Annotated in this window: 18 protein-coding genes, 1 tRNA gene and 2 pseudogenes; 7 read left to right on the forward strand and 14 right to left on the reverse strand. The window is 52.3% G+C overall.

The window, feature by feature from the left end:
• Positions 1 to 45: 45 nt before the first annotated feature.
• From purK to ppiB, 4 genes are all read right to left on the reverse strand, one after another.
• The gene (gene purK / locus EQY_RS0101445; protein ID WP_000815526.1) at positions 46 to 1,113 is read right to left on the reverse strand and encodes a 5-(carboxyamino)imidazole ribonucleotide synthase; all 1,068 of its coding nucleotides are present in this window, start codon (positions 1,111 to 1,113) and stop codon (positions 46 to 48) included.
• Complete coding sequence (purE, locus tag EQY_RS0101450; RefSeq protein WP_001295318.1) at positions 1,110 to 1,619, reverse strand: 5-(carboxyamino)imidazole ribonucleotide mutase; 510 nt, start codon at positions 1,617 to 1,619, stop codon at positions 1,110 to 1,112. Before purE ends, purK begins: the two co-directional genes overlap by 4 nt.
• A gap of 116 nt (positions 1,620 to 1,735) precedes the next feature.
• Positions 1,736 to 2,458, reverse strand: coding sequence for a UDP-2,3-diacylglucosamine diphosphatase (gene lpxH, locus EQY_RS0101455; protein ID WP_000212246.1), 723 nt, complete (start codon positions 2,456 to 2,458; stop codon positions 1,736 to 1,738).
• A gap of 2 nt (positions 2,459 to 2,460) precedes the next feature.
• Positions 2,461 to 2,955: a peptidylprolyl isomerase B gene (gene ppiB, locus EQY_RS0101460; RefSeq protein ID WP_000256002.1), complete on the reverse strand. Its 495-nt coding sequence runs from the start codon at positions 2,953 to 2,955 to the stop codon at positions 2,461 to 2,463.
• 173 nt (positions 2,956 to 3,128) lie between these two features.
• On the opposite strand from ppiB, the gene cysS reads away from it, so the two are divergent.
• Positions 3,129 to 4,514: a cysteine--tRNA ligase gene (gene cysS / locus EQY_RS0101465; protein WP_000912345.1), complete on the forward strand. Its 1,386-nt coding sequence runs from the start codon at positions 3,129 to 3,131 to the stop codon at positions 4,512 to 4,514.
• Positions 4,515 to 4,549: 35 nt separating this feature from the next.
• Here cysS and EQY_RS0101470 read toward each other — a convergent pair.
• From EQY_RS0101470 to folD, 3 genes and pseudogenes are all read right to left on the reverse strand, one after another.
• A pseudogene (locus EQY_RS0101470) lies at positions 4,550 to 5,070 on the reverse strand (metal-dependent hydrolase).
• A 108-nt stretch (positions 5,071 to 5,178) separates the two neighbouring features.
• The gene (gene ybcJ / locus EQY_RS0101475) at positions 5,179 to 5,391 is read right to left on the reverse strand and encodes a ribosome-associated protein YbcJ (RefSeq protein WP_000190288.1); all 213 of its coding nucleotides are present in this window, start codon (positions 5,389 to 5,391) and stop codon (positions 5,179 to 5,181) included.
• 1 nt (position 5,392) lies between these two features.
• Positions 5,393 to 6,259 carry a bifunctional methylenetetrahydrofolate dehydrogenase/methenyltetrahydrofolate cyclohydrolase FolD gene (gene folD / locus EQY_RS0101480; RefSeq protein WP_000729172.1) on the reverse strand — a complete coding sequence of 289 codons (867 nt, stop codon included), beginning with the start codon at positions 6,257 to 6,259 and terminating at the stop codon, positions 5,393 to 5,395.
• Between the two features lie 260 nt (positions 6,260 to 6,519).
• On the opposite strand from folD, the gene EQY_RS0101490 reads away from it, so the two are divergent.
• Positions 6,520 to 6,596, forward strand: a tRNA-Arg gene (locus EQY_RS0101490).
• Positions 6,597 to 6,611: 15 nt separating this feature from the next.
• Here the strand turns inward: EQY_RS0101490 and EQY_RS0101495 are convergent.
• Positions 6,612 to 6,782: pseudogene (locus tag EQY_RS0101495) on the reverse strand (integrase); the annotation flags it as partial.
• A 94-nt stretch (positions 6,783 to 6,876) separates the two neighbouring features.
• On the opposite strand from EQY_RS0101495, the gene emrE reads away from it, so the two are divergent.
• Entirely contained in the window at positions 6,877 to 7,209 is a 333-nt protein-coding gene (gene emrE / locus EQY_RS0101500; RefSeq protein ID WP_001070440.1) for a multidrug efflux SMR transporter EmrE, read from the forward strand.
• Positions 7,210 to 7,603: 394 nt separating this feature from the next.
• Here emrE and EQY_RS0101505 read toward each other — a convergent pair whose 3' ends face one another.
• The 6 genes from EQY_RS0101505 to cusR all read right to left on the reverse strand — a co-directional run bounded on the left by EQY_RS0101505 (position 7,604) and on the right by cusR (position 16,955).
• Positions 7,604 to 8,278 (reverse strand): hypothetical protein, encoded by a 675-nt coding sequence (locus EQY_RS0101505; RefSeq protein ID WP_000036639.1) that lies wholly within the window; start codon positions 8,276 to 8,278, stop codon positions 7,604 to 7,606.
• Positions 8,279 to 8,602: 324 nt separating this feature from the next.
• Complete coding sequence (locus EQY_RS0101510) at positions 8,603 to 9,493, reverse strand: DUF4434 family protein (protein ID WP_001228560.1); 891 nt, start codon at positions 9,491 to 9,493, stop codon at positions 8,603 to 8,605.
• The gene (gene nfrA / locus EQY_RS0101515) at positions 9,494 to 12,466 is read right to left on the reverse strand and encodes a bacteriophage adsorption protein NfrA (RefSeq protein WP_024212362.1); all 2,973 of its coding nucleotides are present in this window, start codon (positions 12,464 to 12,466) and stop codon (positions 9,494 to 9,496) included.
• Entirely contained in the window at positions 12,453 to 14,690 is a 2,238-nt protein-coding gene (gene nfrB / locus EQY_RS0101520) for a cyclic di-3',5'-guanylate-activated glycosyltransferase NfrB (protein WP_000383955.1), read from the reverse strand. Before nfrB ends, nfrA begins: the two co-directional genes overlap by 14 nt.
• 149 nt (positions 14,691 to 14,839) lie before the next feature.
• Positions 14,840 to 16,282: a Cu(+)/Ag(+) sensor histidine kinase CusS gene (cusS, locus tag EQY_RS0101525; protein WP_000157201.1), complete on the reverse strand. Its 1,443-nt coding sequence runs from the start codon at positions 16,280 to 16,282 to the stop codon at positions 14,840 to 14,842.
• Positions 16,272 to 16,955: a copper response regulator transcription factor CusR gene (gene cusR / locus EQY_RS0101530; protein ID WP_000770938.1), complete on the reverse strand. Its 684-nt coding sequence runs from the start codon at positions 16,953 to 16,955 to the stop codon at positions 16,272 to 16,274. The genes cusS and cusR overlap by 11 nt, the downstream gene beginning before the upstream one ends.
• Before the next feature lie 156 nt (positions 16,956 to 17,111).
• On the opposite strand from cusR, the gene cusC reads away from it, so the two are divergent.
• From cusC to cusA, 4 genes are read left to right on the forward strand one after another with little or no spacing between them, the layout of a single operon-like run.
• Positions 17,112 to 18,488: a Cu(+)/Ag(+) efflux RND transporter outer membrane channel CusC gene (cusC, locus tag EQY_RS0101540; RefSeq protein ID WP_000074271.1), complete on the forward strand. Its 1,377-nt coding sequence runs from the start codon at positions 17,112 to 17,114 to the stop codon at positions 18,486 to 18,488.
• Positions 18,489 to 18,517: 29 nt separating this feature from the next.
• Positions 18,518 to 18,850, forward strand: a complete 333-nt coding sequence (cusF, locus tag EQY_RS0101545; protein ID WP_000709871.1) for a Cu(+)/Ag(+) efflux RND transporter periplasmic metallochaperone CusF — start codon at positions 18,518 to 18,520, stop codon at positions 18,848 to 18,850.
• A gap of 15 nt (positions 18,851 to 18,865) precedes the next feature.
• A complete protein-coding gene (cusB, locus tag EQY_RS0101550; protein WP_000717128.1) occupies positions 18,866 to 20,089 on the forward strand; it encodes a Cu(+)/Ag(+) efflux RND transporter periplasmic adaptor subunit CusB in 1,224 nt (407 codons plus the stop codon).
• An 11-nt stretch (positions 20,090 to 20,100) separates the two neighbouring features.
• Positions 20,101 to 23,238: a Cu(+)/Ag(+) efflux RND transporter permease subunit CusA gene (cusA, locus tag EQY_RS0101555; protein WP_000573974.1), complete on the forward strand. Its 3,138-nt coding sequence runs from the start codon at positions 20,101 to 20,103 to the stop codon at positions 23,236 to 23,238.
• Positions 23,239 to 23,246 lie beyond the last annotated feature (8 nt).

Here is a 23,246-nt window from a genome sequence, read left to right on the forward strand (position 1 = left end):
GGATAAGGCGTTCACGCCGCATCCGGCAAGAAAATGAGTACCTGATTAACTGAATTTATTCTGCGCCCAAATCACGCCGCTGGCATATTCCGGCGGCAGCAGCGGGATTAAGGCTTCCAGCGTCGCGGTCAGACGCGATGTATCGCTGTCGGTCAAATTCAGATGCCCCACTTTACGCCCCGGACGGACTTCTTTGTCGTACCAGTGCAGGTGCACCAGCGGCAGTTTCAGCCAGTCATAATTCACATCGCTACCAATCAGGTTGATCATCACCGACGGACTATTCACTACCGGTTGCGGTAACGGCAGGTCGGTAATTGCCCGCAGATGCAGCTCAAACTGGCTGATGCTGGCGCCGTTTTGCGTCCAGTGACCACTGTTATGCACACGCGGAGCCAGTTCGTTGATCAGCAGACCTTGCGGGGTGACAAAACACTCCATCGCCATCACGCCTACATAGCCCAGCTCCTGCATAATCGCCGACAGCATCTCTTCGGCCTGCGCCTGTTGCTGTGCATTGGCCTGCGGGAAAGCGACGCTGGTGCGCAAAATACCGTCCTGATGCAGGTTATGCGTCAGCGGATAAAACACGGTGCTGCCATCAAAGCCGCGCGCGCCAACCAGCGACACTTCACCAGAGAAGTTAATGCCCTGCTCGACAATACATTCGCCGTAACACTCTGCCGGTAACTGTTCGGTTTCATCGGCGCGTAAACGCCATTGACCGCGACCGTCATAGCCACCAGTGCGACGCTTAACAATCGCCAGCTCACCTAAACGATCAAACACCGCAGGCCACTCGCTGCGATCGGCAAGTAACTGCCACGGCGCGGTCGGCAGGTGGAGCTTATCGAAAAGCTGCTTCTGAGTCAGACGGTCGGCAATAATCGGGAACACATCGCGGTTCACAAAGGCCGGATGGCGCGCCAGCTCGCGGGTTAATGCAGTTTCCGGCCAGCGTTCGATCTCAGCGGTAATCACGCTTTGTTGAAAAGGCACCGCCGCAGGTTCAGCGTCCAGCCCGACCGGCCAGACAGCAATGCCTAACGGTTCGCCTGCCTGACGCAGCATACGGCCTAACTGCCCGTTACCGAGGACGCAAACCTGTTTCATGCCGCACCTCGCGGATCCGGGTTTTCCAGCACTTCGTCGGTCTGAGCTTTGCGCCAGTCATTCAGACGCTGGTGCAGTTCTTTATCATGAGTCGCAAGAATTTGTGCTGCCAGCAACGCCGCGTTTGCCGCGCCCGCTTTACCAATCGCCAGCGTACCCACCGGAATGCCACGCGGCATTTGTACGATGGAGTAGAGGCTATCGACACCGCTCAGTGCGGCGCTCTGTACTGGCACGCCCAGCACCGGCACCAGCGTTTTGGCGGCAATCATGCCTGGCAGATGCGCTGCGCCGCCCGCGCCCGCAATAATCACCTGATAACCATTCTCTTCGGCGCTTTCGGCAAAGCTGAACAGTTTATCGGGGGTGCGGTGAGCAGAAACCACTTCAACGTGGTGCGGGACATTCAGGATTTCGAAGATTTCGGCGGCGAACTGCATGGTAGCCCAGTCACTTTTGGACCCCATCACGATGGCGACACGCGCCGGATTATTGCGGGAAGACATGCGTCTTAAAACTCCTGTGGTGCACAACTCTCGGCTTTAGAGGGCACAGAGAATAGCACGGAAAGAGAGCAAGGAAAACGGTTGCGTGGCTGTGGAATCAGCAAACTTGTGCGTTATTAAAACGGGAAATGGATTAGCTCAACGTCATCCGCCGTGACTTTCACCATTGAACCTTCAGTATGCCAGGCACCCAGTACCACGCGAAAAGCAGGTTGCTGATTGGCGATAAGTTCATGCACCGCCGGGCGATGCGTATGCCCGTGGATCAGCCATTGCACCTGATGCTTTTCCATCGCACTGACCACCGCGTTTTGGTTAACGTCCATGATCGCCAGCGATTTGCTGCTGTTGGCTTCTTTACTATTCGCTCGCATTCGCGCGGCAATGCGTTTGCGTACAAACAACGGCAGGGTGAGGAACAGTGTTTGCAGCCACGGTTTGTGGACTTTGGCGCGAAAAGCCTGATAACCCGCATCATCGGTGCACAGCGTGTCGCCATGCATAATCAGCACCCGACGACCATAAAGTTCGAGCACCTTTTCTTGCGGCAATAACGTCATGCCGCTTTCACGGGCAAAGCGTTTGCCGAGCAGAAAATCACGGTTGCCATGAATGAAATAACAGGGAACGCCGGAATCGGACACCGCTTTGATCGCTGCTGCTATCTCGCGATGGAGTGGGTTGGGATCGTCGTCGCCAATCCACGCTTCAAACAGATCGCCAAGAATATACAGCGCGTCGGCCTTGCGGGCTTCTCCCGCTAAAAAACGCAGAAAACCGGCGGTGATCGCCGGTTCTTCCACGCAGAGATGAAGATCTGCAATAAAGAGTGTCGCCACGATTACTCGCTAACGGTCACGCTTTCAATGATAACGTCTTCTTTTGGCACGTCCTGGTGCATACCGCTACGACCGGTTGCAACACCTTTGATTTTGTCTACCACGTCCATGCCTTCAACCACTTCAGCAAACACGCAGTAGCCCCAACCTTGCAGGCTTTCGCCAGAGAAGTTCAGGAAGTCGTTATCAACCACGTTGATGAAGAACTGTGCAGTTGCAGAGTGCGGAGCCTGAGTACGGGCCATTGCCAGCGTACCACGGGTGTTTTTCAGACCGTTGTTGGCTTCGTTTTTGATCGGTTCTTTGGTGGCTTTTTGTTTCATGCCCGGTTCAAAACCGCCGCCCTGAATCATAAAACCGTTGATAACACGGTGGAAAATGGTGTTGTTGTAAAAACCTTCGCGGCAGTAGTCCAGGAAGTTTTTAACTGTTTCAGGTGCTTTATCGTCAAAAGTTTTGATGACAATATCGCCGTGATTGGTGTGGAAAGTAACCATTTTTGCATCCTGTTCCGTTTGATTGGTGCTTCAACCCGGTTCGGGTCATATATAGGGTGGTGTTATAGCATAACCGCACGATCGGATCATCTCGCAATGTATGCTGATTCGCGCGGGAAATATGGGTATTATACGCAACTCAATTACCCACACATGTCTAAACGGAATCTTCGATGCTAAAAATCTTCAATACTCTGACACGCCAAAAAGAGGAATTTAAGCCTATTCACGCCGGGGAAGTCGGCATGTACGTGTGTGGAATCACCGTTTACGACCTCTGTCATATCGGTCACGGGCGTACCTTTGTTGCCTTTGACGTGGTTGCACGCTACCTGCGTTTCCTCGGCTACAAGCTGAAGTATGTGCGCAACATTACCGATATCGACGATAAAATCATCAAACGCGCCAATGAAAATGGCGAAAGCTTTGTGGCGCTGGTGGATCGCATGATCGCCGAAATGCACAAAGATTTTGATGCTTTGAACATTCTGCGCCCGGATATGGAGCCACGCGCGACGCACCATATCGCAGAAATTATTGAACTCACTGAGCAACTGATCGCCAAAGGTCACGCTTATGTGGCGGACAACGGCGACGTGATGTTCGACGTACCGACCGATCCAACTTATGGCGTGCTGTCGCGTCAGGATCTTGACCAGCTGCAGGCAGGCGCGCGCGTTGACGTGGTCGACGACAAACGCAACCCGATGGACTTCGTTCTGTGGAAGATGTCTAAAGAGGGCGAACCAAGCTGGCCGTCTCCGTGGGGCGCGGGTCGTCCAGGCTGGCACATTGAGTGTTCAGCAATGAACTGCAAACAGTTGGGTAACCACTTTGATATCCACGGCGGCGGTTCTGACCTGATGTTCCCGCACCACGAGAACGAAATTGCCCAGTCCACCTGTGCGCATGATGGTCAGTATGTAAACTACTGGATGCACTCCGGCATGGTGATGGTTGACCGCGAGAAGATGTCCAAATCGCTGGGTAACTTCTTTACCGTGCGCGATGTGCTGAAATACTACGACGCCGAAACCGTGCGTTACTTCCTGATGTCGGGTCACTATCGTAGCCAGCTGAACTACAGCGAAGAGAACCTGAAGCAGGCGCGTGCGGCGCTGGAGCGTCTCTATACCGCGCTGCGCGGCACAGACAAAACCGTTGCACCTGCCGGTGGCGAAGCGTTTGAAGCGCGCTTTATTGAGGCGATGGACGACGATTTCAACACCCCGGAAGCCTATTCCGTGCTGTTTGATATGGCGCGTGAAGTGAACCGCCTGAAAGCAGAAGATATGGCAGCGGCGAACGCAATGGCGTCTCACCTGCGTAAACTTTCTGCTGTGCTGGGGCTGCTGGAGCAAGAACCGGAAGCGTTCCTGCAAAGCGGCGCGCAGGCAGACGATAGTGAAGTGGCTGAGATAGAAGCGTTAATTCAACAACGTCTGGATGCCCGTAAAGCGAAAGACTGGGCGGCAGCAGATGCGGCGCGTGACCGTCTTAACGAGATGGGGATCGTGCTGGAAGATGGTCCGCAAGGAACCACCTGGCGTCGTAAGTAATTACTCTATTGCCGGATGCGAGTTCTCGCATCCGGTTATCGCCTGCGCCACCACAGCATTCCCATCAGCACCATTCCCGGCAACCACACCCACATCAATTCAGAAATAATCACCTGATGCCCGTATGGCGTGGTGTAACGAGACAATGCAAACGGCGCGACTTTAATCACCTGCCAGGGAGCGAAAAAGCGTTCATCTGACCACGGCCACAGCCAGCCAACGCCTTTACCGCCAGTGGTTACCTAATCCAGCAAGCTGTGCGAGAGCAACGAGACGGTTAAAAACAGCCAGCAGCGAATCAGCCCAGCCCTGAACCATCGTCGACCAATAAGTACGCATAGTAACGGGACAACAAACGCAAACACCAGCGAATGGGTAAACCCGCGATGACCAAAGACATTGCCGTAAGCAACGCCAAATTTAAACGACAATACGTCGCGTCTGGCAGCATCGCTAGGACGATTCCGGCAAATAACAGACGCGGAGGGATGATTTTCGAGCCTAGGCCTAAACCAATACAAAGGGGAACGGCGGCGTGAGTAATAACGGTTGGCATGATGATCGCTTCGGCAAAATGTCGACGCTATCAGCATGGATGAAAGCGACGAAGAGGGCAAAGGTCTGAAAAGAGAATCGGCCTGCATACCGGCAGGCCGAAGTGGGATCAGGCAACAACCTGTACGCTGTGGCCTGCAAAACTCACTGTCTGACCGGCGACGATTTTGCAACGTTTGCGTGTTTCAACCGCGCCGTCGACTTTCACCTGGCCTTCGGCGATCGCGATTTTCGCCTGCGCGCCGCTTTCGCTCCAGCCTTCCAGTTTCAGCAAGTCGCACAGCTCAACGTGCGGATGTTTACCTAAAGAAAATGTCGCCATGTTACTCACCCTGTGGATCATGATATTCAACGCACGCCTGGAGCGTGTTTTCAATCAGCGTGGCAACCGTCATCGGGCCAACGCCGCCGGGAACGGGCGTAATGTAAGAAGCGCGCTTAGCCGCTTCTTCAAACACTACGTCGCCCACAACTTTGCCATTTTCCAGACGGTTGATGCCGACATCAATCACAATTGCGCCTTCTTTGATCCAGTCACCAGGAATAAAGCCCGGCTTGCCGACGGCAACGATCAACAGATCGGCGTTTTCTACATGATGACGCAGATTTTTAGTGAAACGGTGGGTCACGGTGGTGGTGCAACCTGCCAGCAGCAGTTCCATGCTCATCGGGCGACCGACGATATTTGATGCGCCAATCACCACAGCATTAAGACCAAAGGTATCAATGTTGTAACGCTCAAGCAGCGTGACGATACCGCGCGGAGTGCAAGGACGCAGACGCGGCGCGCGCTGGCACAGACGACCGACGTTATAAGGATGGAAACCGTCCACGTCTTTGTCCGGGTGAATACGTTCCAGCACTTTGATGTAGTCAATTCCCGCCGGAAGCGGCAACTGCACCAGAATGCCGTCAATGGTGTTGTCGGCGTTCAGCGCATCGATAAGCTCAAGCAGTTCTGCTTCGCTGGTGGTTTCCGGGAGGTCATAGGAGCGGGAGACGAACCCGACTTCTTCACAAGCCTTGCGTTTGCTTGCGACATAAATTTGCGATGCAGGGTTGCTACCCACCAGCACAACGGCCAGTCCTGGCGCCCGCAGTCCGGCCGCAACGCGCGCCTGAACTTTTTGAGCAACTTCAGAGCGCACCTGCTGCGCAATCGTTTTACCGTCAATAATCTTTGCTGCCATCAGAGAGAGGATTCCATCTGTTACGTAGGTCGAAGGGGATGCGTCTATTTTGTCAGAAGCGGGGCGTGCTGTCAGTTTTCGTTTTCTGAAAAGTAAAACCTTCTGTACCTGGCGATAATGATAACCGTCGTTGGTTTGCCGCCGTAGTGAGGTAAATCAGATGCGGTCGTACACTTGTTCAGCAACCGGTTCAAAAGCCATTGACTCAGCAAGGGTTGACCGTATAATTCACGCGATTACACGCACATTGTGGTATCAATGCGCCCTTAGCTCAGTTGGATAGAGCAACGACCTTCTAAGTCGTGGGCCGCAGGTTCGAATCCTGCAGGGCGCGCCATTAAAATTCAATCAGTTACGCCTTCTTTATCTCCTCCATAATTCCAGAGTGGGACATATCTGGGACATCATCACCAAAAATGTCGTCTATTTTCCCCGCGTGCTCCGTCAAATGATTAGGTGCAAGGTGAGTATATCTACGCACCATTTCTATGGATTCCCATCCGCCCATTTCCTGAAGCACTGATGAAGAACATCAATGAATGCACCAGAATGAATCCGGTGAGTTAAGTTCAAACTGTAGTACAATTCGCTCCGGTATTAACAGGAAAGAATATGCTATGAACCCTTATATTTATCTTGGTGGCGCAATACTTGCAGAAGTCATTGGTACAACTTTAATGAAGTTTTCAGAGGGTTTTACACGGTTATGGCCCTCTGTTGGTACAATTATTTGTTACTGTGCATCATTCTGGTTATTAGCTCAGACGCTGGCTTATATTCCTACAGGGATTGCTTATGCTATCTGGTCAGGAGTCGGTATCGTCCTGATTAGTTTACTGTCCTGGGGATTTTTCGGCCAGCGGTTGGATCTGCCAGCCATTATAGGCATGATGTTGATTTGTGCCGGAGTGTTGGTAATTAACTTATTGTCACGAAGTGCACCACATTAAAAATAATTACTTTTGAATCGAGTGAAATATGGCAGTCCGTATGTTTATACGGGCTGCTTTTTTATAGTGCGGGTAAATTTTTTTGGCAAGTGGAGCAGGGGATTACCTCATTTGCGTTTTGAACAGTAGCAATAAAGTTTTCGGTGAGAAATGCCGCCAGCATTTTGTGATGAAACGGATATTGGCGGTATAGGTGGGTATTTGATATCGAGAGTTGATAGTTTATAGAAAAATAAAAATGAAATATTAAGTTTGTTTATTTTTAACCTTCGTACACATCGCTGATAAAATGAGAACCACCCGCTGAACGGGTGGTTATGCGTAAGTTTAATTTTATAATTTCAGTGAATGTTTACGCTGTAATAATACAAATGATAGTGGACAAAAAGCACAATCAGTTGATCGATTCACCGTAGGATGCGACTGCCTGAGCGGTGTCTCCCCCGCTCAATACCTGTCTGACTCCATCATTTTTCAGCCAATAATAAATATTATTTTCTTTATTAAAAGCGTAAATTCTACAAATACCGCCAATCTCATTATTTGTATTCCATCCACTATTAGCTACATTGCCCCACTCCTGGTAAAGACCTGCGTTAACTTCTCGCGAGATAATATGACCTGAATTATGATCATTATAATCGTAACTATCGATATCCTGTGCTTCAGGAAATTCTCCGTTCATGCTCTCAACCCATGGTAAAATCTTTTGAATTGAATTATAAGTTTCAATACTGTATTTAAAAAAACGCTTAACAGTAAAAATATAAATACCGGCAGTTTTGTTCGTTGATTTATCAGTGGCGAAAATAGCAAAAATCTTCCCAATACACTTTTCGTCAACGTCAGGAAAAGTTACTGTGCCATCCTGACTGACCGCCAGAACATTATTGTCTGCATCAGTGCTACAGCTCCATTTTACCTTGTCATTATTAACCGGGTCATTATCAATAACCATCTTAAAGGTGGCGCCTGGAAACAAGCAGTTAGGAAAATGGTAACCATTCTTCATATCATTGTTAATATCATAGATATGGTTGTCAACTAAAACGCCTGTAATTTTACTCATCTTTGACTCTCTTTGTTTATTAAATAAAAGGTTTTATTCCTGTGTAAAGGAATATGCTGATGTTATTGCAATCAATGAATGATTGTTCTTATTTACAGGTTATATAGTGGCATGAATATAACTATATAATGCCTCTGAGTAGTGGCTACACCGATTATTTGTGTCACGGCTATCTTCTTATTGGCTATGCAGGTCGTAGTGGGGCAAAACCGAGACGCATAAAATGCGTTGAAAAAAGAGAATCTGCTAAACAATTAATACAAACAGGATTCTGATTAGGAAAGTGAAAAGGAAGGGAGCAAGCAAAGTTACTCCCTTAAACAATTAATATTCGAGGATGCCACGCGCGACGGGCAAATAGCGCAGGGAGAAATAGAGCAAGTCCTTGCCGCAGGAGGAGCGTTTTGCTAATAGTGAGGCGATCTCCGCATCTGGTTTTGGTTTAGCTTCAAACGTTTTACCTTTGCCCGCGACAAACAATTCATAAACAATGCCGTTGGCGGGTGAAGCCGTCTGGCAATCTGCACTGGCTTGCAGATAACGTTCGCGCTGCCCGGCGGTGAGTTTATCCACGCCGCTGCCATCCTGTACCCAGACATTAACGCCGGTTGCTTTAACTTGTTCCAGCAGTTGCCGATAGCCATCGGGCGACATATTTCCGGCGAAGAAACTACTGATATAAACCGGTTTTGCCGAAACATCACTAAGCAGTCGCTGAGCATTGTTTAACCATTTCAGCAATGGCTGACGGGCGGCTTCGCTGCGCCAGTTCAGATCGTCAATTTCCGCACTGATGTACCAGCCATCCGGCGTTACGCCCGGTGCGGCGCTCCATAATCTGGCTTGCTGGAGATCGGCCGCCAGCAGGCGATTAAGATAGCTCTCCAGCGCCGCAGATGACTGCTTCTGATGCATAAAAAATTCCGGATCGGCATTCAGGCCAACAATCAGCTTCAGGCCAGCGTGCTGCGCTGCCGCTGCTCGTCTGAACAATAATGCACGCTGTTCTGGCTGGGTGAACGCATCGCCGTAACGGGTCCATTGCAGAATCAGGGTGTCGAATCCTTGCAAATGCAACTGACTCATCAGTCCCTGCCACTGGGCGTCGGTGACCTGACTGTCACGATTTTGCGGTTGCCAGATGATACCTTTCATCGCAAAGGAAAAAGGGCTGACCAGCAGCAGTGTCAGCATTACGAAAATTAACTTACGCATTTACCAGTGCACTCCAATGGTGAGAAACGCGTTGTTGCGCTCCCCGCTACGTTGATTAATCGCCTTAAAGGTATGCTGATATTCGACGCCGAGACTGACTTTGTGCGGCCAGGCATCATAGTGCGTCTCGCCGGTCCAGATATTCCAGCGCACGCCAACACCGCCAAGCTGCGCGCCCTGAGTGCCTTTATCACGATAGCCGTTGTCCTGAACGTGAGCGTAAGGCTCAATGGTTTGTCCGTTCGCCACCTTCTGATGCCAGCTCACGCGATAATCTGCCGTCCACGCCTGAATATCCTGGCGGACATATTGCGCCGCATCGAGATACAGGTTTTGGGCAAACCAGCCTGAACCGTTCGGGTGCCACTCGTCGCTGTATTTGCCGCCGTTAAAGAACGAGGCACTGGCGCGCAGCATGGTATCGGAGGCGCCATTTTGTCCGTTCAGCGGCAACTGCTGTTCAACGGCGAGGAAAAAGATTTGGTCGCGCAGGGGCTTCCAGCGCAGGCCGGTGCCGGACATCGGATTTTTCACCGGCATTGCTACACCGTTTTCTCCGGTATCGGCAAAGACGCGGCTGTAAACCGAAAGCAGGTCGCCTTCCAGCAGCATATTGCGCCCGATGCGGTACTCGGCTTCCAGTTGCGCGTAGCTACGATAGCTTTTCCCTGGCGCAGCGCCGCCAACATTGTTGTTAGCGGTACTCATCGCCCCGGAACGCAAGCCGATGGAAGAATCGAAACTGAACGTCCAGCGGCGACCGACATCTTCATGCAGACGGCGGAAATTGAAGCGTTGCTGATTTTGCCCCGGCGTCAGTGGGGTTATCAGCGCCTGGTTATCAATATCATCAATTACCCGCCGGGCGTACTGTTGTGTTGCAGGCATATCATCCAGACGCTGGTTCACGTAGGCCAGTTGTCGGATCAGTGCCGGATCGTCCGGCAATCCTTTATGTGCCTGTTCCAGCATTTCCCGCGATTGCGCGATATCACCGCTATCCCACAAGGCGTAACCGAGCGCCGCCTGGGTATTGCTGTTATTGGGTTCCAGTTCCAGAGCGGCGCGCAAATCGCTCACCGCCGCAGAGACATCATGACGTTGGCGATAAATCGTCGCCCGCGCAACGTAAGCGTTAGCAGAAGGTGCAATGTTAATTGAGCGCGTGAGATCGTTCAGTGCGAGTTCCGGCTGACCAGGAATATAACGTTGTGCATGTAGCCACCAGTACAGAGCATTGTTTCCCAGCCCGCGTTGTTCTGCCTGCTGAAGCCAGCGATCGCGAGCCGCGCCATTTCCTGCTGCCTGAGCGGTATTGGCGGCAGCAAGTAGATCTTCATTGCTCATGTCGTGAAGGCTGATTTTCTGCCAGGCCGCCAGTGCGGTGGCGTAGTCCTCAACCTGATATGCCTGATAAGCCACCGCGCGATGTTGCCACGCGTTCGGTTGTCGTTGTTCGGCCTGAAGCCATGCATACAACGCCACACCGGGTAGCGTGTCCCGATAACACTTCGCCAGACGGTTCCAGGCCGCAGCATCGTAGGAAGGTGACATATCGCCCAGCAGGCGGACTATCGCCGGGCAATTATCTGCAATACCCGGCAACTGACTTTGCCACTGACGTTGCTCCGCCAGCGGCAAGGGTTTCGATAAAATCGCCACTTTCGCAGGCGTCGCCAGGTAAGGATGACTTTCCAGCAGAGACGCCAGTCGTGCCATTAGAGTCTGGCTGACACGCGCATCGCCCTGGAAAGGATAGCGGTGCAGCAATAAATCGGCAGCTTCGCGTGACTGCTCGTTCTGCATCAGTTGCCAGGTCAGTTGATCCAGGCGGGTAAGATTTGCCGGTTCTTGCTGATACAGCAATCGTGCCAGACGTAGAGCTTCAGCCTTGTTACGGGTCGCTACGCTAACGGCATAACGCTCCTCAAGCATTTCATTGGCGGGGAGGGTGGCGAGCAGTTTTTGCGCTGCGTCGTACTGACCTTCTTTTAAAAGCACCGGTAGCGTTGCGCCAACAACATACTGGCGGTTATCGGCAAACTGTACCGTGTGATTCGCCAACGCCTGAACGGGGTTGGCGCTGTATTTAGATAACAGATAGAGCCAACTTTTCTCTTGTGCGTCCGTGGTAAACAGCGGCTTATTTTCAATGAGATAATGCTGGAGGCGTGCTTTTTCGCCACGATAAGCCAGCGCGGTCGCGTAAGTAATATATGACTGTGGATCGGTGAAGATCCCCTGTGATTGCAGCGCCAGTATCCGATCGTCCAGCTGCCCGGCAAGCAGAACATCAAACCACTGACGGCGTTCTGCCGCGCTTAATGTGTTCTGCTGGCGTGCTTCATTGTATAGCGTATCTGCCTGCGACCATTGTTTCAGGTAGATTGCCCGTTGCAGCAGATCGGTTCGCAACGTTTTTCCTTCCGGCGATGCGGCAAACGTTGCATCGTTCAGTTGCGCTCTGGCGACAGGCAACTGTGCCAGTCGCAGGGCATTCTGCCCGACTTCACTGCGGCAACGCAGGGTCGGCGCAGCATCGCACGCCTTTTGCTGAGCCAGCAGTTCTTCAACGGTATTAACGGTTTTGACTTCTACTGGAATAGCCGCAAGATTGCGTTCAAGGCGGGCATCACCAGGATGACGTTTCAGTTGATCTTCAAGCAACAGCCGCGCGCGATCATCATGACCAAAATGGCGATAGGCTTCCGCCAGATATAACGTCAACGGAATATTATCCGGCACCTGCTGATGAATATATTCAAATTCGCGGATGGCGGTTGCTTCGTCGTTATTTTTCTGTGCCTTTAGCGCCTTATCGAGACGGGGATAAATAACAAAATGGCGATAGTCGCTAAGCCCCAGCTCTTCTGCGCTGGTGCCGATATTGTCTGCGAGTGCGCTGGTACTCAATAAAGACGTCAGCAGTAAACCAGACCATCCGATGACGCGATTAAGGTTATTCTCCTTCATTTTCGGACTCCAGTTGCGCAACCTGTTCTGTGTTTAAACCTGCTTTGAGTAATAGTGATTGCATCGAAACTTGTAATTCGCGTTGAATTGTCAGGACGCGATCCAACGTTTCCTGGCTGATAACGCCTTCGGTGACCAAAAATTTACCGAGCGGCAGTGAGCTGCGTTCATGGCGCAATAACAACACGTTAATTGCAGAACGATTAATATGGCCGAGCGTGGTCAGTATTTCGGCGAACAGGAACTGATGCGGTACATATTGCTGCCAGATGTCGCTGGCCTGCTGTTCAGTGAGCCATTGCTGCTGAACCGCATTGTGCAACATTGCTCGTGGGTCATAACCGCGACGACGCGCATACCAGTGACGTAAACCGGTGACGATTTGCCCGCGCAGAACAATGACGTAACGCACCTTGCGTCCGACCTTACGTGTCAGAGCCGCCAGTGAAACCGGATCGATACCATCTTCGCTGCCGACAATTAACTCATCGTTTTCCAGACGCAGCGGCAGTACCGCATAATGTAGCGCCACGGAGGCTGGCATTTCGGCAATCAGCGAGGAAGGGATCTGCCAGGCATCGATCGATTCCCACGCCACGCCGTTTTGCTCCGCCAGTGCCTGCGCCAGTTGCTCGGCGCTAATCAATCCCTGCATCAGCATCGAACCGCCGAGGCGTAGACCTTCAACACGATTACGCAGTGCTGTATCGAGTTGCTCTTCAGTGATGACCTGATTTTCCAGCAGGATTTGACCTAACGGGCGCAACGAACGGGTATCGCCAGTCACGCTGGGGAAATCATGCGTCGTTTTATCCCATGCCACGCGACGCGGGTCGCCGTGCTGAAGTACCTGTTTCAACGCGCGCCAGTTGGCCATAAAGTTAATCAGGTTGCCCCAGAATAGCCGCAGGACGGAGAGTAAACCTTGCGTCAGGCCGTAGTAGCCGGTGACAAAAATCACCCGTTGCACAATGCGGTTGATCATCAAGCCAAAGTTTAGCCACAGCAGGGTCATTAACCATGCGCTGCCGCTGAAAATAGAAAGAAAATGCCAGGCATCGGAGCACAAACTTTCATACGCCATCAACAGCAAAAGCTGGAGCATCACCAGCATCGCGAGGAAGCTGACAAAGTTACTGATTGCCCCTTTGCGGTCGCGCCAGAGAAAGTAGTTCAGCGTCAGGCTGGAGGTCCATTTGTGGGTTTTAAAGCCCTGGAAAACAATGCCGATGATCCAGCGAGATTTTTGTCGAACCGCAGTCGAAAAGGTGTCGGGGAAATATTCGCGCACGCAGATCATGTTTGACGTCCGCGCGTGCTGTAAAAATTTACGCTGCTCGCGTTCTTTGGCTTCGTCCACCACCGGAAAACGGACAAAAATTTCCGTCATACCTTTTTCTTTCAGGCGGAAACCAATATCGTAATCTTCGGTAAGACTCTGCACGTCGAAAGCGATACCGTCACCGTCGGCTAACAGCGCGGTCACGGCGCGGCGGCTGAAACAGGTGCCGACGCCTGCGCTGGGCACTTGTCCGGCGAGGGCTTCACGCACCGGAACATCTTTGCCATGCAGCTCTGAAAACTCATCAATGTAAGTCATGCTGGTGAAGTGCGTCCATTCGCGTTCAAACGGATACACCGGGATCTGAATCAGATCTTTACGCTCGACCAGATAGTTGAACAGACGCAATTCCATCGGTGAAATCACATCTTCGGCGTCATGCAGAATAAAACCAGCAAAAGCGAAATTGGCGCTACGTTCAAACTGGGTGATGGCGTCCAGCACGTTGTTCAGACAGTCGGCTTTGCTGGTGGGGCCAGGACGCGCGCAGACTACCTTATGCACATTCGGGAAGCGAGCGCACACTTCGTCAACATCACGCTGAGTATCGGGGTCGTTGGGGTAGGTGCCAACAAAGATATGATAGTTTTCGTAGTCGAGCGTGGTCGCCGCCAGCTCGGCCATATTGCCGATGACGCCCGTTTCATTCCACGCCGGAACCATAATCGCTAACGGTTTTTCATCTGGTTTATACAGTTCGCGGTAACTCATTCGCGGGTAGCGGCGATAAACACTCAACTTGCGTTTAATGCGGCGTACCCAGTAGACGACATCAATAAAAAAATCGTCCAGCCCGCTGATGAACATGATGACCGCTAACGTTATCGCGATTACTTTTAAGCCGTAGAGCCAGGTAGCAAAAACATCAAGAAGCCAGTCCACACAAAAACCTTACATTAACGCTGGTTATGTTTAGGGTGGCGTATATTAAGGTTTTTTATGAATTGTGACAGCTTTTTACCATTAATAGGTATGACTATTGCGGCACGTTATTTTTACACTGGTTATAAAAGTTGCCGTTTGCTGAATAATTAAGCGGGTAATGTGATAATAAACCTTGTCCCCCGCGCATCTGACGTTACTGCAACCGTGCCTTTATGCGCGACAACTATCGATTTCACTATCGCCAGACCAATGCCGCTACCTTCGCCTTTTCGCTGACGGGAGGGGTCAACGCGGTAGAAACGGTCAAACAATCGCGGTAAGTGCTCGGGCGCAATGGGCGTACCGGGGTTTTCGACGGTAACTTGCACCTGGTGATCGACCGTCTGGCAGCGCACTACAATTGCCTCTCCGGGTGGCGTATAACGCAGGGCATTAGAAAGCAGGTTGCTTAACGCCCGACGCAGCATCAGCGGATCGCCCGCAACCTGACATTCGTCGCCAACAAACCGCAACTCCACGCCGCGATCTTCCGCTAACGCCTCGAAAAAATCGAACACTTTGCCGACTTCATCTGCCAGGTTGAGCATTTTCTTTTCGGGGATTAACTGGTTGTTATCGGCCTGGGCGAGAAACAGCATATCGCTGACCATTTTCGCCATTCGCGTCAGCTCTTCGAGATTTGAGTAGAGCACATCTTCCAGCTCCTTCTGGCTGCGCGACTGGCTGAGGGCGATTTCCGTTTGCGTTATGAGATTTGTAATCGGTGTACGAATTTCGTGAGCGATATCGGCTGAGAAATTGGACTGGCGGGTAAAGACATCCTCAATACGCTCGATCATATGGTTGAACGACAGTACCAGCTGTTCCAGCTCAATTGGCACGGTCTGCGGGTCGAGGCGTACGTCGAGATCTTTCGAGGTGATATTCTGGATTTGACGGCTGACGCTGCGGATCGGCGCGTGACCTTTATGTACCGCCAACAGTACGATAAAGACGATCAGGATGCTGATGATCGATGCGGTCATAATAAGTTTATTCATCAAATCATTTATGTAATGAAGATGAAAATCGATCGAAAGTGCGATGTAGAGCGTATAAATCGGTTTGCCGTCCACCAACGGGCCAACCGGCATGTTAATCATCCGCCAGTTGCTGTGTTCCATATGCCCGTGACCGTGGCCTGGCATCATAATCGTCGGGCCGGAAAGGAGATACACCTCGCCGCCCCGCGCGTCTTTATCGGGTATGGCGTCACGCGTAAACTCGCGGATATCCGGCGCACCGGGGGAGTGATACACCGTTTTGCCGTGGCTATCTGCCAGGGAAATCAACACGTTGGAATAACCACTGACAATATCTTCCAGCGTCATTAAGCGTCGGGCTTGTGTCTCTTCGGGATGATTAAGAACGCGCTTTAGCGTGGTGCTAATCTCTTTTAAATCATTTATATCCTGCTCGGCAAAATGCACCTTTACTGAGTGGATCATGATCCATGCAAAGGCGAAAAATGCCGCGATGGTGGCCAGGCTGATAAAAAAGGTCAGGCGGGTTGCCAGTGAAAACGGGCGCTGAAACGGCTTACTGGCCATCCGGCACCTCGAGCATGTAACCCACGCCGCGCACGGTCTGAATCAGCTTTGGTTCAAAGTCGTTGTCTATTTTGCCGCGCAGCCGCTTCACCGCCACATCAATGGCGTTGGTATCGCTGTCAAAATTCATGTCCCATACCTGCGAGGCGATAAGCGAGCGGGGCAGCACTTCGCCCTGATGGCGGAGGAAAAACTCCAGCAGAGTAAATTCTTTACTGGTCAAAGTGATGCGCGTGCCGCTGCGGGTGACTTTGCGGCTGACGAGATCGACCATCAAATCGGCAACCTGAAACTGACTTTCGATAATCACCGCCGCCCCGCGCCGCAGTAAAGTGCGCACCCGCGCCAGCAGTTCAGCAAAAGCGAACGGCTTCACCAGGTAGTCATCCGCCCCCAGCTCCAGTCCCTTGACGCGATGTTCAATCGTACCCAGCGCGCTGAGCAACAGAATCGGCATCCCTTTATTGGCAGAACGCAACATGCGCACGATATCCCAGCCGTTCACGTCCGGCAGCATAATATCGAGGATTATCAGGTCATAATCACCGGTCATCGCCAGATGGTAGCCATTCAGCCCGTTGTCGGCTAAATCGACCACAAAACCGGCTTCGGTTAACCCTTTGGTTAGGTATTCGCCAGTTTTCTTTTCATCTTCGACAATCAACAGTTTCATATTTCCTCCGCATGTTGCCCGGGCAATTCTAGAGGAGCGGGATCAGATGGCAATCGCTTATTGGCAAAATGACAATTTTGTCATTTTCCTGTCACCGGAAAATCAGAGCCTGGAGGGTAAAGTTGGCGGCATAAAATCACTAAAAATTATGTGCCTATGTCTCCTTGTAAACTTCTGACATTTTGTGTGGGTCTTGTGCTAACCGGTTGTTCGCTGGCACCGGATTATCAGCGTCCGGCAATGCCCGTGCCGCAGCAGTTCTCACTCAGCCAGAACGGGCTGGTTAACGCAGCAGATAACTATCAGAACGCGGGCTGGCGCACTTTTTTTGTTGATAATCAGGTGAAGACGCTGATTAGCGAGGCGCTGGTGAATAACCGGGATTTGCGCATGGCGACGCTGAAAGTGCAGGAGGCACGGGCGCAATATCGTCTGACCGATGCCGACCGCTACCCACAGCTCAATGGCGAGGGCAACGGCAGCTGGAGCGGCAATCTTAAAGGCGATTCAGCCACGACGCGGGAGTTCTCGACTGGCCTTAACGCCAGCTTTGACCTCGATTTTTTCGGTCGCTTAAAGAACATGAGCGAAGCCGAGCGACAAAATTATTTAGCCTCTGAGGAAGCTCAGCGCGCGGTGCATATTTTGCTGGTTTCTAATGTCGCGCAAAGCTATTTCAATCAGCAGCTGGCGTATGCGCAATTGCAAATAGCCGAAGAAACGCTGCGTAATTATCAGCAGTCATATGCGTTTGTCGAAAAACAACTGTTAACCGGCAGTAGTAATGTTCTGGCGCTGGAACAGGCTCGCGGGGTGATTGAAAGTACCCGCAGTGACATCGCTAAACGTCAGGGGGAACTGGCGCAGGCGAATAATGCATTGCAACTGTTACTGGGAAGCTACGGCAAGCTGCCGCAAGCGCAGACAGCGGATAGCGACAGCCTGCAAAGTGTTAAATTACCGGCGGACTTGTCGTCACAAATCTTGTTGCAGCGCCCGGATATTATGGAAGCTGAACACGCGTTAATGGCGGCTAATGCCAATATTGGCGCTGCGCGTGCGGCATTTTTCCCGTCTATAAGCCTGACCAGCGGAATATCGACCGCTAGTAGCGAACTGTCGTCATTATTTAACGCCAGCAGCGGGATGTGGAATTTTATTCCCAAAATTGAGATCCCCATTTTTAATGCCGGGCGCAACCAGGCCAATCTGGATATCGCCGAAATTCGCCAGCAGCAGTCGGTAGTGAATTATGAACAGAAAATCCAGAACGCCTTTAAAGAAGTGGCAGATGCGCTGGCATTACGTCAAAGCCTGAATGATCAAATTAGCGCCCAGCAGCGTTATCTGGCGTCGCTACAAATTACCCTGCAACGGGCGCGGGCATTATATCAGCACGGCGCAGTAAGTTATCTGGAAGTGCTGGATGCCGAACGTTCTTTATTTGCAACCCGACAAGCTTTACTCGACCTGAATTATGCCCGTCAGGTTAACGAAATTTCTTTATATACCGCACTTGGTGGCGGTTGGTAGCAGTAATTTTTAACTCCAGGAGAGAATAAATGAAAAAAGCACTGCAAGTCGCAATGTTCAGTCTGTTTACCGTTATTGGCTTTAATGCCCAGGCTAACGAACATCATCATGAAACCATGAGCGAAGCACAACCACAGGTCATTAGTGCCACCGGCGTGGTAAAAGGCATTGATCTGGAAAGCAAAAAAATCACCATCCATCACGATCCGATTGCCGTAGTCAACTGGCCGGAGATGACCATGCGTTTTACCATCACCCCGCAGACGAAAATGAGCGAAATTAAAACCGGCGACAAAGTGGCGTTTAATTTTGTCCAGCAGGGCAATCTCTCTTTATTACAGGATATTAAAGTCAGCCAGTAACCCAGGTTTAATTCAATGAAAAAAATCGCGCTTATTATCGGCAGCATGATCGCGGGCGGCATTATTTCTGCGGCAGGTTTTACCTGGTTTGCAAAGGCGGAACCGCCAGTGGAAAAAACGCCAACCGCAGAACGTAAAATCTTATTCTGGTACGACCCGATGTATCCCAATACGCGGTTCGATAAACCAGGTAAATCGCCGTTTATGGATATGGATCTGGTGCCGAAATATGCCGATGAAGAGAGTTCTGCGTCTGGTGTGCGCATTGACCCGACTCAGACGCAGAATCTGGGGGTGAAAACGGCTACCGTCACGCGCGGGCCGCTGACGTTTGCCCAGAATTTCCCGGCGAATGTCAGTTACAACGAGTATCAGTTTGCCATTGTACAGGCTCGCGCCGCCGGGTTTATCGACAAAGTTTATCCGCTTACCGTGGGCGATAAAGTGCAAAAGGGCGCGCCGCTTCTCGACCTGACCATTCCCGACTGGGTGGAAGCGCAGAGTGAGTATTTACTGCTGCGCGAAACCGGCGGTACGGCGACCCAGACTGAAGGCATTCTTGAGCGGCTGAGACTGGCGGGAATGCCGGAGGCGGATATTCGCCGCCTGATCGCCACGCAAAAAATCCAGACTCGCTTTACGCTCAAAGCGCCCATTGATGGCGTGATCACCGCGTTTGATCTGCGCGCGGGAATGAATATCGCCAAAGATAACGTGGTAGCGAAAATTCAGGGTATGGATCCGGTGTGGGTCACTGCTGCGATCCCGGAGTCCATCGCCTGGCTGGTGAAAGATGCCTCGCAGTTTACGCTCACCGTTCCGGCGCGACCCGATAAAACGCTCACCATCCGCAAATGGACGCTACTACCGGGCGTGGATGCCGCGACCCGCACTTTGCAACTGCGTCTGGAAGTCGATAACGCCGACGAGGCGCTAAAACCGGGAATGAACGCCTGGTTGCAACTCAACACCGCCAGCGAACCGATGCTGCTCATTCCGTCACAGGCGCTGATTGATACTGGTAACGAACAGCGGGTGATTACCGTTGATGCCGACGGACGCTTTGTACCGAAACGCGTTGCCGTTTTCCAGGCCTCGCAAGGCGTCACCGCGCTACGCTCTGGTCTGGTGGAAGGGGAAAAGGTGGTTTCCAGTGGCCTGTTCCTGATTGATTCTGAAGCCAATATTTCTGGCGCGCTGGAGCGGATGCGCTCTGAAAGTGCTACCCACGCGCATTGAGGGAATAGCCAATGATTGAATGGATTATTCGCCGCTCGGTGGCGAACCGTTTTCTGGTGCTGATGGGCGCGTTGTTTCTGAGCATCTGGGGCACCTGGACCATCATTAACACGCCAGTGGATGCACTGCCGGATCTCTCTGATGTGCAGGTGATTATTAAAACCAGCTATCCCGGTCAGGCTCCGCAAATCGTTGAAAATCAGGTGACTTATCCACTAACTACCACCATGTTGTCGGTGCCGGGCGCGAAGACCGTGCGCGGTTTCTCGCAGTTTGGCGACTCTTATGTGTATGTCATTTTCGAAGATGGCACCGATCCGTACTGGGCGCGCTCGCGGGTGCTGGAGTACCTCAACCAGGTACAGGGTAAGCTGCCTGCGGGAGTCAGCGCCGAGCTGGGGCCAGATGCCACGGGCGTTGGCTGGATCTATGAATATGCACTGGTGGATCGCAGCGGTAAGCACGATCTGGCCGATTTACGCTCATTGCAGGACTGGTTTCTCAAATATGAGCTAAAAACCATCCCTGACGTTGCGGAAGTGGCGTCGGTGGGCGGTGTGGTGAAAGAGTATCAGGTGGTTATCGATCCCCAGCGCCTGGCGCAATATGGCATCAGTCTCGCTGAAGTGAAAAGCGCGCTGGATGCCTCAAACCAGGAAGCGGGTGGTTCGTCGATTGAACTGGCGGAAGCGGAATATATGGTGCGCGCCAGCGGCTATCTGCAAACGCTCGATGACTTTAATCACATCGTTTTAAAAGCCAGTGAAAATGGCGTGCCCGTTTATCTGCGTGATGTTGCGAAAGTCCAGGTAGGGCCGGAAATGCGCCGGGGCATTGCGGAACTGAACGGCGAAGGCGAAGTCGCTGGCGGAGTGGTGATCCTGCGTTCCGGTAAAAACGCCCGTGAAGTGATCGCCGCCGTGAAGGACAAGCTGGAAACGCTGAAAAGCAGTCTGCCGGAAGGCGTGGAAATAGTTACAACATACGATCGCAGCCAGCTCATTGATCACGCCATCGACAACCTCAGCGGCAAGTTGCTGGAAGAGTTTATTGTGGTGGCGATAGTCTGCGCGCTGTTTCTCTGGCATGTGCGCTCGGCGCTGGTGGCGATTATTTCGTTGCCGCTGGGGTTGTGTATTGCTTTTATTGTCATGCACTTTCAGGGACTGAACGCCAATATTATGTCGCTGGGCGGCATTGCGATTGCCGTCGGGGCGATGGTCGATGCCGCTATCGTCATGATCGAGAATGCGCATAAACGGCTGGAAGAGTGGCAGCACCAGCATCCTGACGCCACGCTGGATAATAAAACGCGCTGGCAGATTATCACCGATGCATCTGTTGAAGTGGGGCCGGCACTGTTTATCAGTCTGCTGATTATCACGTTGTCGTTTATCCCGATCTTCACCCTGGAAGGGCAGGAAGGGCGTCTGTTTGGCCCACTGGCGTTCACCAAAACCTATGCCATGGCGGGTGCGGCGCTGCTGGCGATCGTGGTGATCCCGATCCTGATGGGCTACTGGATACGTGGCAAAATTCCGCCAGAAAGCAGTAACCCGCTCAACCGTTTTTTGATTCGTATTTACCATCCGCTGTTGCTGAAAGTACTGCACTGGCCGAAAACCACGCTGCTGGTGGCGGCGCTTTCGGTGCTGACAGTTATCTGGCCGCTGAATAAAGTTGGCGGGGAATTTTTACCGCAGATCAATGAAGGCGACTTGTTGTATATGCCTTCGACGCTGCCGGGGATTTCCGCGTCGGAAGCAGCGAGTATGTTGCAAAAAACCGACAAGCTGATTATGAGCGTGCCGGAAGTGGCGCGGGTGTTTGGCAAGACCGGGAAAGCGGAAACCGCCACCGATTCTGCCCCGCTGGAGATGGTAGAAACGACCATTCAGCTTAAGCCACAGGATCAGTGGCGACCAGGCATGACGATGGACAAAATCATCGAAGAGCTGGATAACACCGTGCGGCTGCCGGGGCTGGCGAATCTGTGGGTGCCGCCAATCCGTAACCGCATCGACATGCTCTCAACCGGCATTAAAAGCCCCATCGGCATTAAAGTGTCCGGCACTGTGCTGGCAGATATCGACGCGATGGCAGAGCAAATTGAAGACGTGGCGCGAACGGTGCCAGGCGTGGTTTCGGCCCTTGCCGAGCGTCTGGAAGGTGGGCGCTATATTAACGTTGAGATTAACCGTGAAAAAGCCGCGCGTTACGGTATGACGGTGGCGGATGTGCAGTTGTTTGTCACCTCTGCGGTGGGCGGGGCGATGGTTGGCGAAACGGTGGAAGGAATTGCCCGTTATCCGATTAATCTGCGTTATCCGCAAAGCTGGCGCGATAGCCCGCAGGCGCTGCGACAGTTACCGATCCTGACGCCGATGAAGCAGCAAATCACCCTGGCGGACGTGGCCGACGTTAACGTCTCCACCGGACCGTCGATGCTGAAAACCGAGAATGCGCGCCCGACGAGCTGGATTTATATCGACGCCCGCGATCGTGACATGGTGTCGGTGGTTCACGATCTGCAAAAAGCGATTGCCGAGAAAGTGCAGTTGAAACCGGGCACCAGCGTGGCGTTTTCCGGTCAGTTCGAGCTACTGGAGCGCGCCAACCATAAGCTGAAACTCATGGTGCCGATGACGCTGATGATCATCTTCGTGCTGTTATATCTGGCGTTCCGTCGCGTGGGGGAAGCGTTACTGATTATCAGCAGCGTACCGTTTGCGCTGGTGGGCGGCATCTGGTTCCTGTGGTGGATGGGCTTTCATCTTTCCGTCGCGACGGGCACCGGTTTTATCGCTCTCGCCGGAGTCGCTGCCGAGTTTGGCGTGGTGATGCTGATGTATTTACGTCACGCCATAGAGGCAGAGCCGTCGCTGGATAACCCGCAGACCTTTAGCGAGCAGAAACTGGATGAGGCGTTGTATCACGGCGCGGTACTGCGCGTGCGCCCGAAAGCGATGACGGTGGCGGTGATTATCGCCGGTTTGCTGCCGATTCTGTGGGGAACGGGGGCGGGTTCAGAGGTGATGAGTCGCATCGCCGCGCCGATGATTGGCGGCATGATTACTGCACCTTTGCTGTCGCTGTTTATTATCCCGGCGGCGTATAAGCTGATGTGGCTGCACCGGCATCGGATTTAGGCAAAATT

The sequence above is a fragment of the Escherichia sp. TW14182 genome, assembly GCF_000208525.1.
Classification (GTDB): domain Bacteria; phylum Pseudomonadota; class Gammaproteobacteria; order Enterobacterales; family Enterobacteriaceae; genus Escherichia; species Escherichia ruysiae.

Bases quoted from the DNA above. Each gene is read 5' to 3' on its own strand.
- purK (WP_000815526.1), bottom strand. From the start codon at position 1,113: ATGAAACAGGTTTGCGTCCTCGGTAACGGGCAGTTAGGCCGTATGCTG.
- purE (WP_001295318.1), bottom strand. From the start codon at position 1,619: ATGTCTTCCCGCAATAATCCGGCGCGTGTCGCCATCGTGATGGGGTCC.
- ppiB (WP_000256002.1), bottom strand. From the start codon at position 2,955: ATGGTTACTTTCCACACCAATCACGGCGATATTGTCATCAAAACTTTT.
- cysS (WP_000912345.1), top strand. From the start codon at position 3,129: ATGCTAAAAATCTTCAATACTCTGACACGCCAAAAAGAGGAATTTAAG.
- ybcJ (WP_000190288.1), bottom strand. From the start codon at position 5,391: ATGGCGACATTTTCTTTAGGTAAACATCCGCACGTTGAGCTGTGCGAC.
- folD (WP_000729172.1), bottom strand. From the start codon at position 6,259: ATGGCAGCAAAGATTATTGACGGTAAAACGATTGCGCAGCAGGTGCGC.
- emrE (WP_001070440.1), top strand. From the start codon at position 6,877: ATGAACCCTTATATTTATCTTGGTGGCGCAATACTTGCAGAAGTCATT.
- EQY_RS0101505 (WP_000036639.1), bottom strand. From the start codon at position 8,278: ATGAGTAAAATTACAGGCGTTTTAGTTGACAACCATATCTATGATATT.
- EQY_RS0101510 (WP_001228560.1), bottom strand. From the start codon at position 9,493: ATGCGTAAGTTAATTTTCGTAATGCTGACACTGCTGCTGGTCAGCCCT.
- nfrA (WP_024212362.1), bottom strand. From the start codon at position 12,466: ATGAAGGAGAATAACCTTAATCGCGTCATCGGATGGTCTGGTTTACTG.
- cusS (WP_000157201.1), bottom strand. From the start codon at position 16,282: ATGGCCAGTAAGCCGTTTCAGCGCCCGTTTTCACTGGCAACCCGCCTG.
- cusR (WP_000770938.1), bottom strand. From the start codon at position 16,955: ATGAAACTGTTGATTGTCGAAGATGAAAAGAAAACTGGCGAATACCTA.
- cusC (WP_000074271.1), top strand. From the start codon at position 17,112: ATGTCTCCTTGTAAACTTCTGACATTTTGTGTGGGTCTTGTGCTAACC.
- cusF (WP_000709871.1), top strand. From the start codon at position 18,518: ATGAAAAAAGCACTGCAAGTCGCAATGTTCAGTCTGTTTACCGTTATT.
- cusB (WP_000717128.1), top strand. From the start codon at position 18,866: ATGAAAAAAATCGCGCTTATTATCGGCAGCATGATCGCGGGCGGCATT.
- cusA (WP_000573974.1), top strand. From the start codon at position 20,101: ATGATTGAATGGATTATTCGCCGCTCGGTGGCGAACCGTTTTCTGGTG.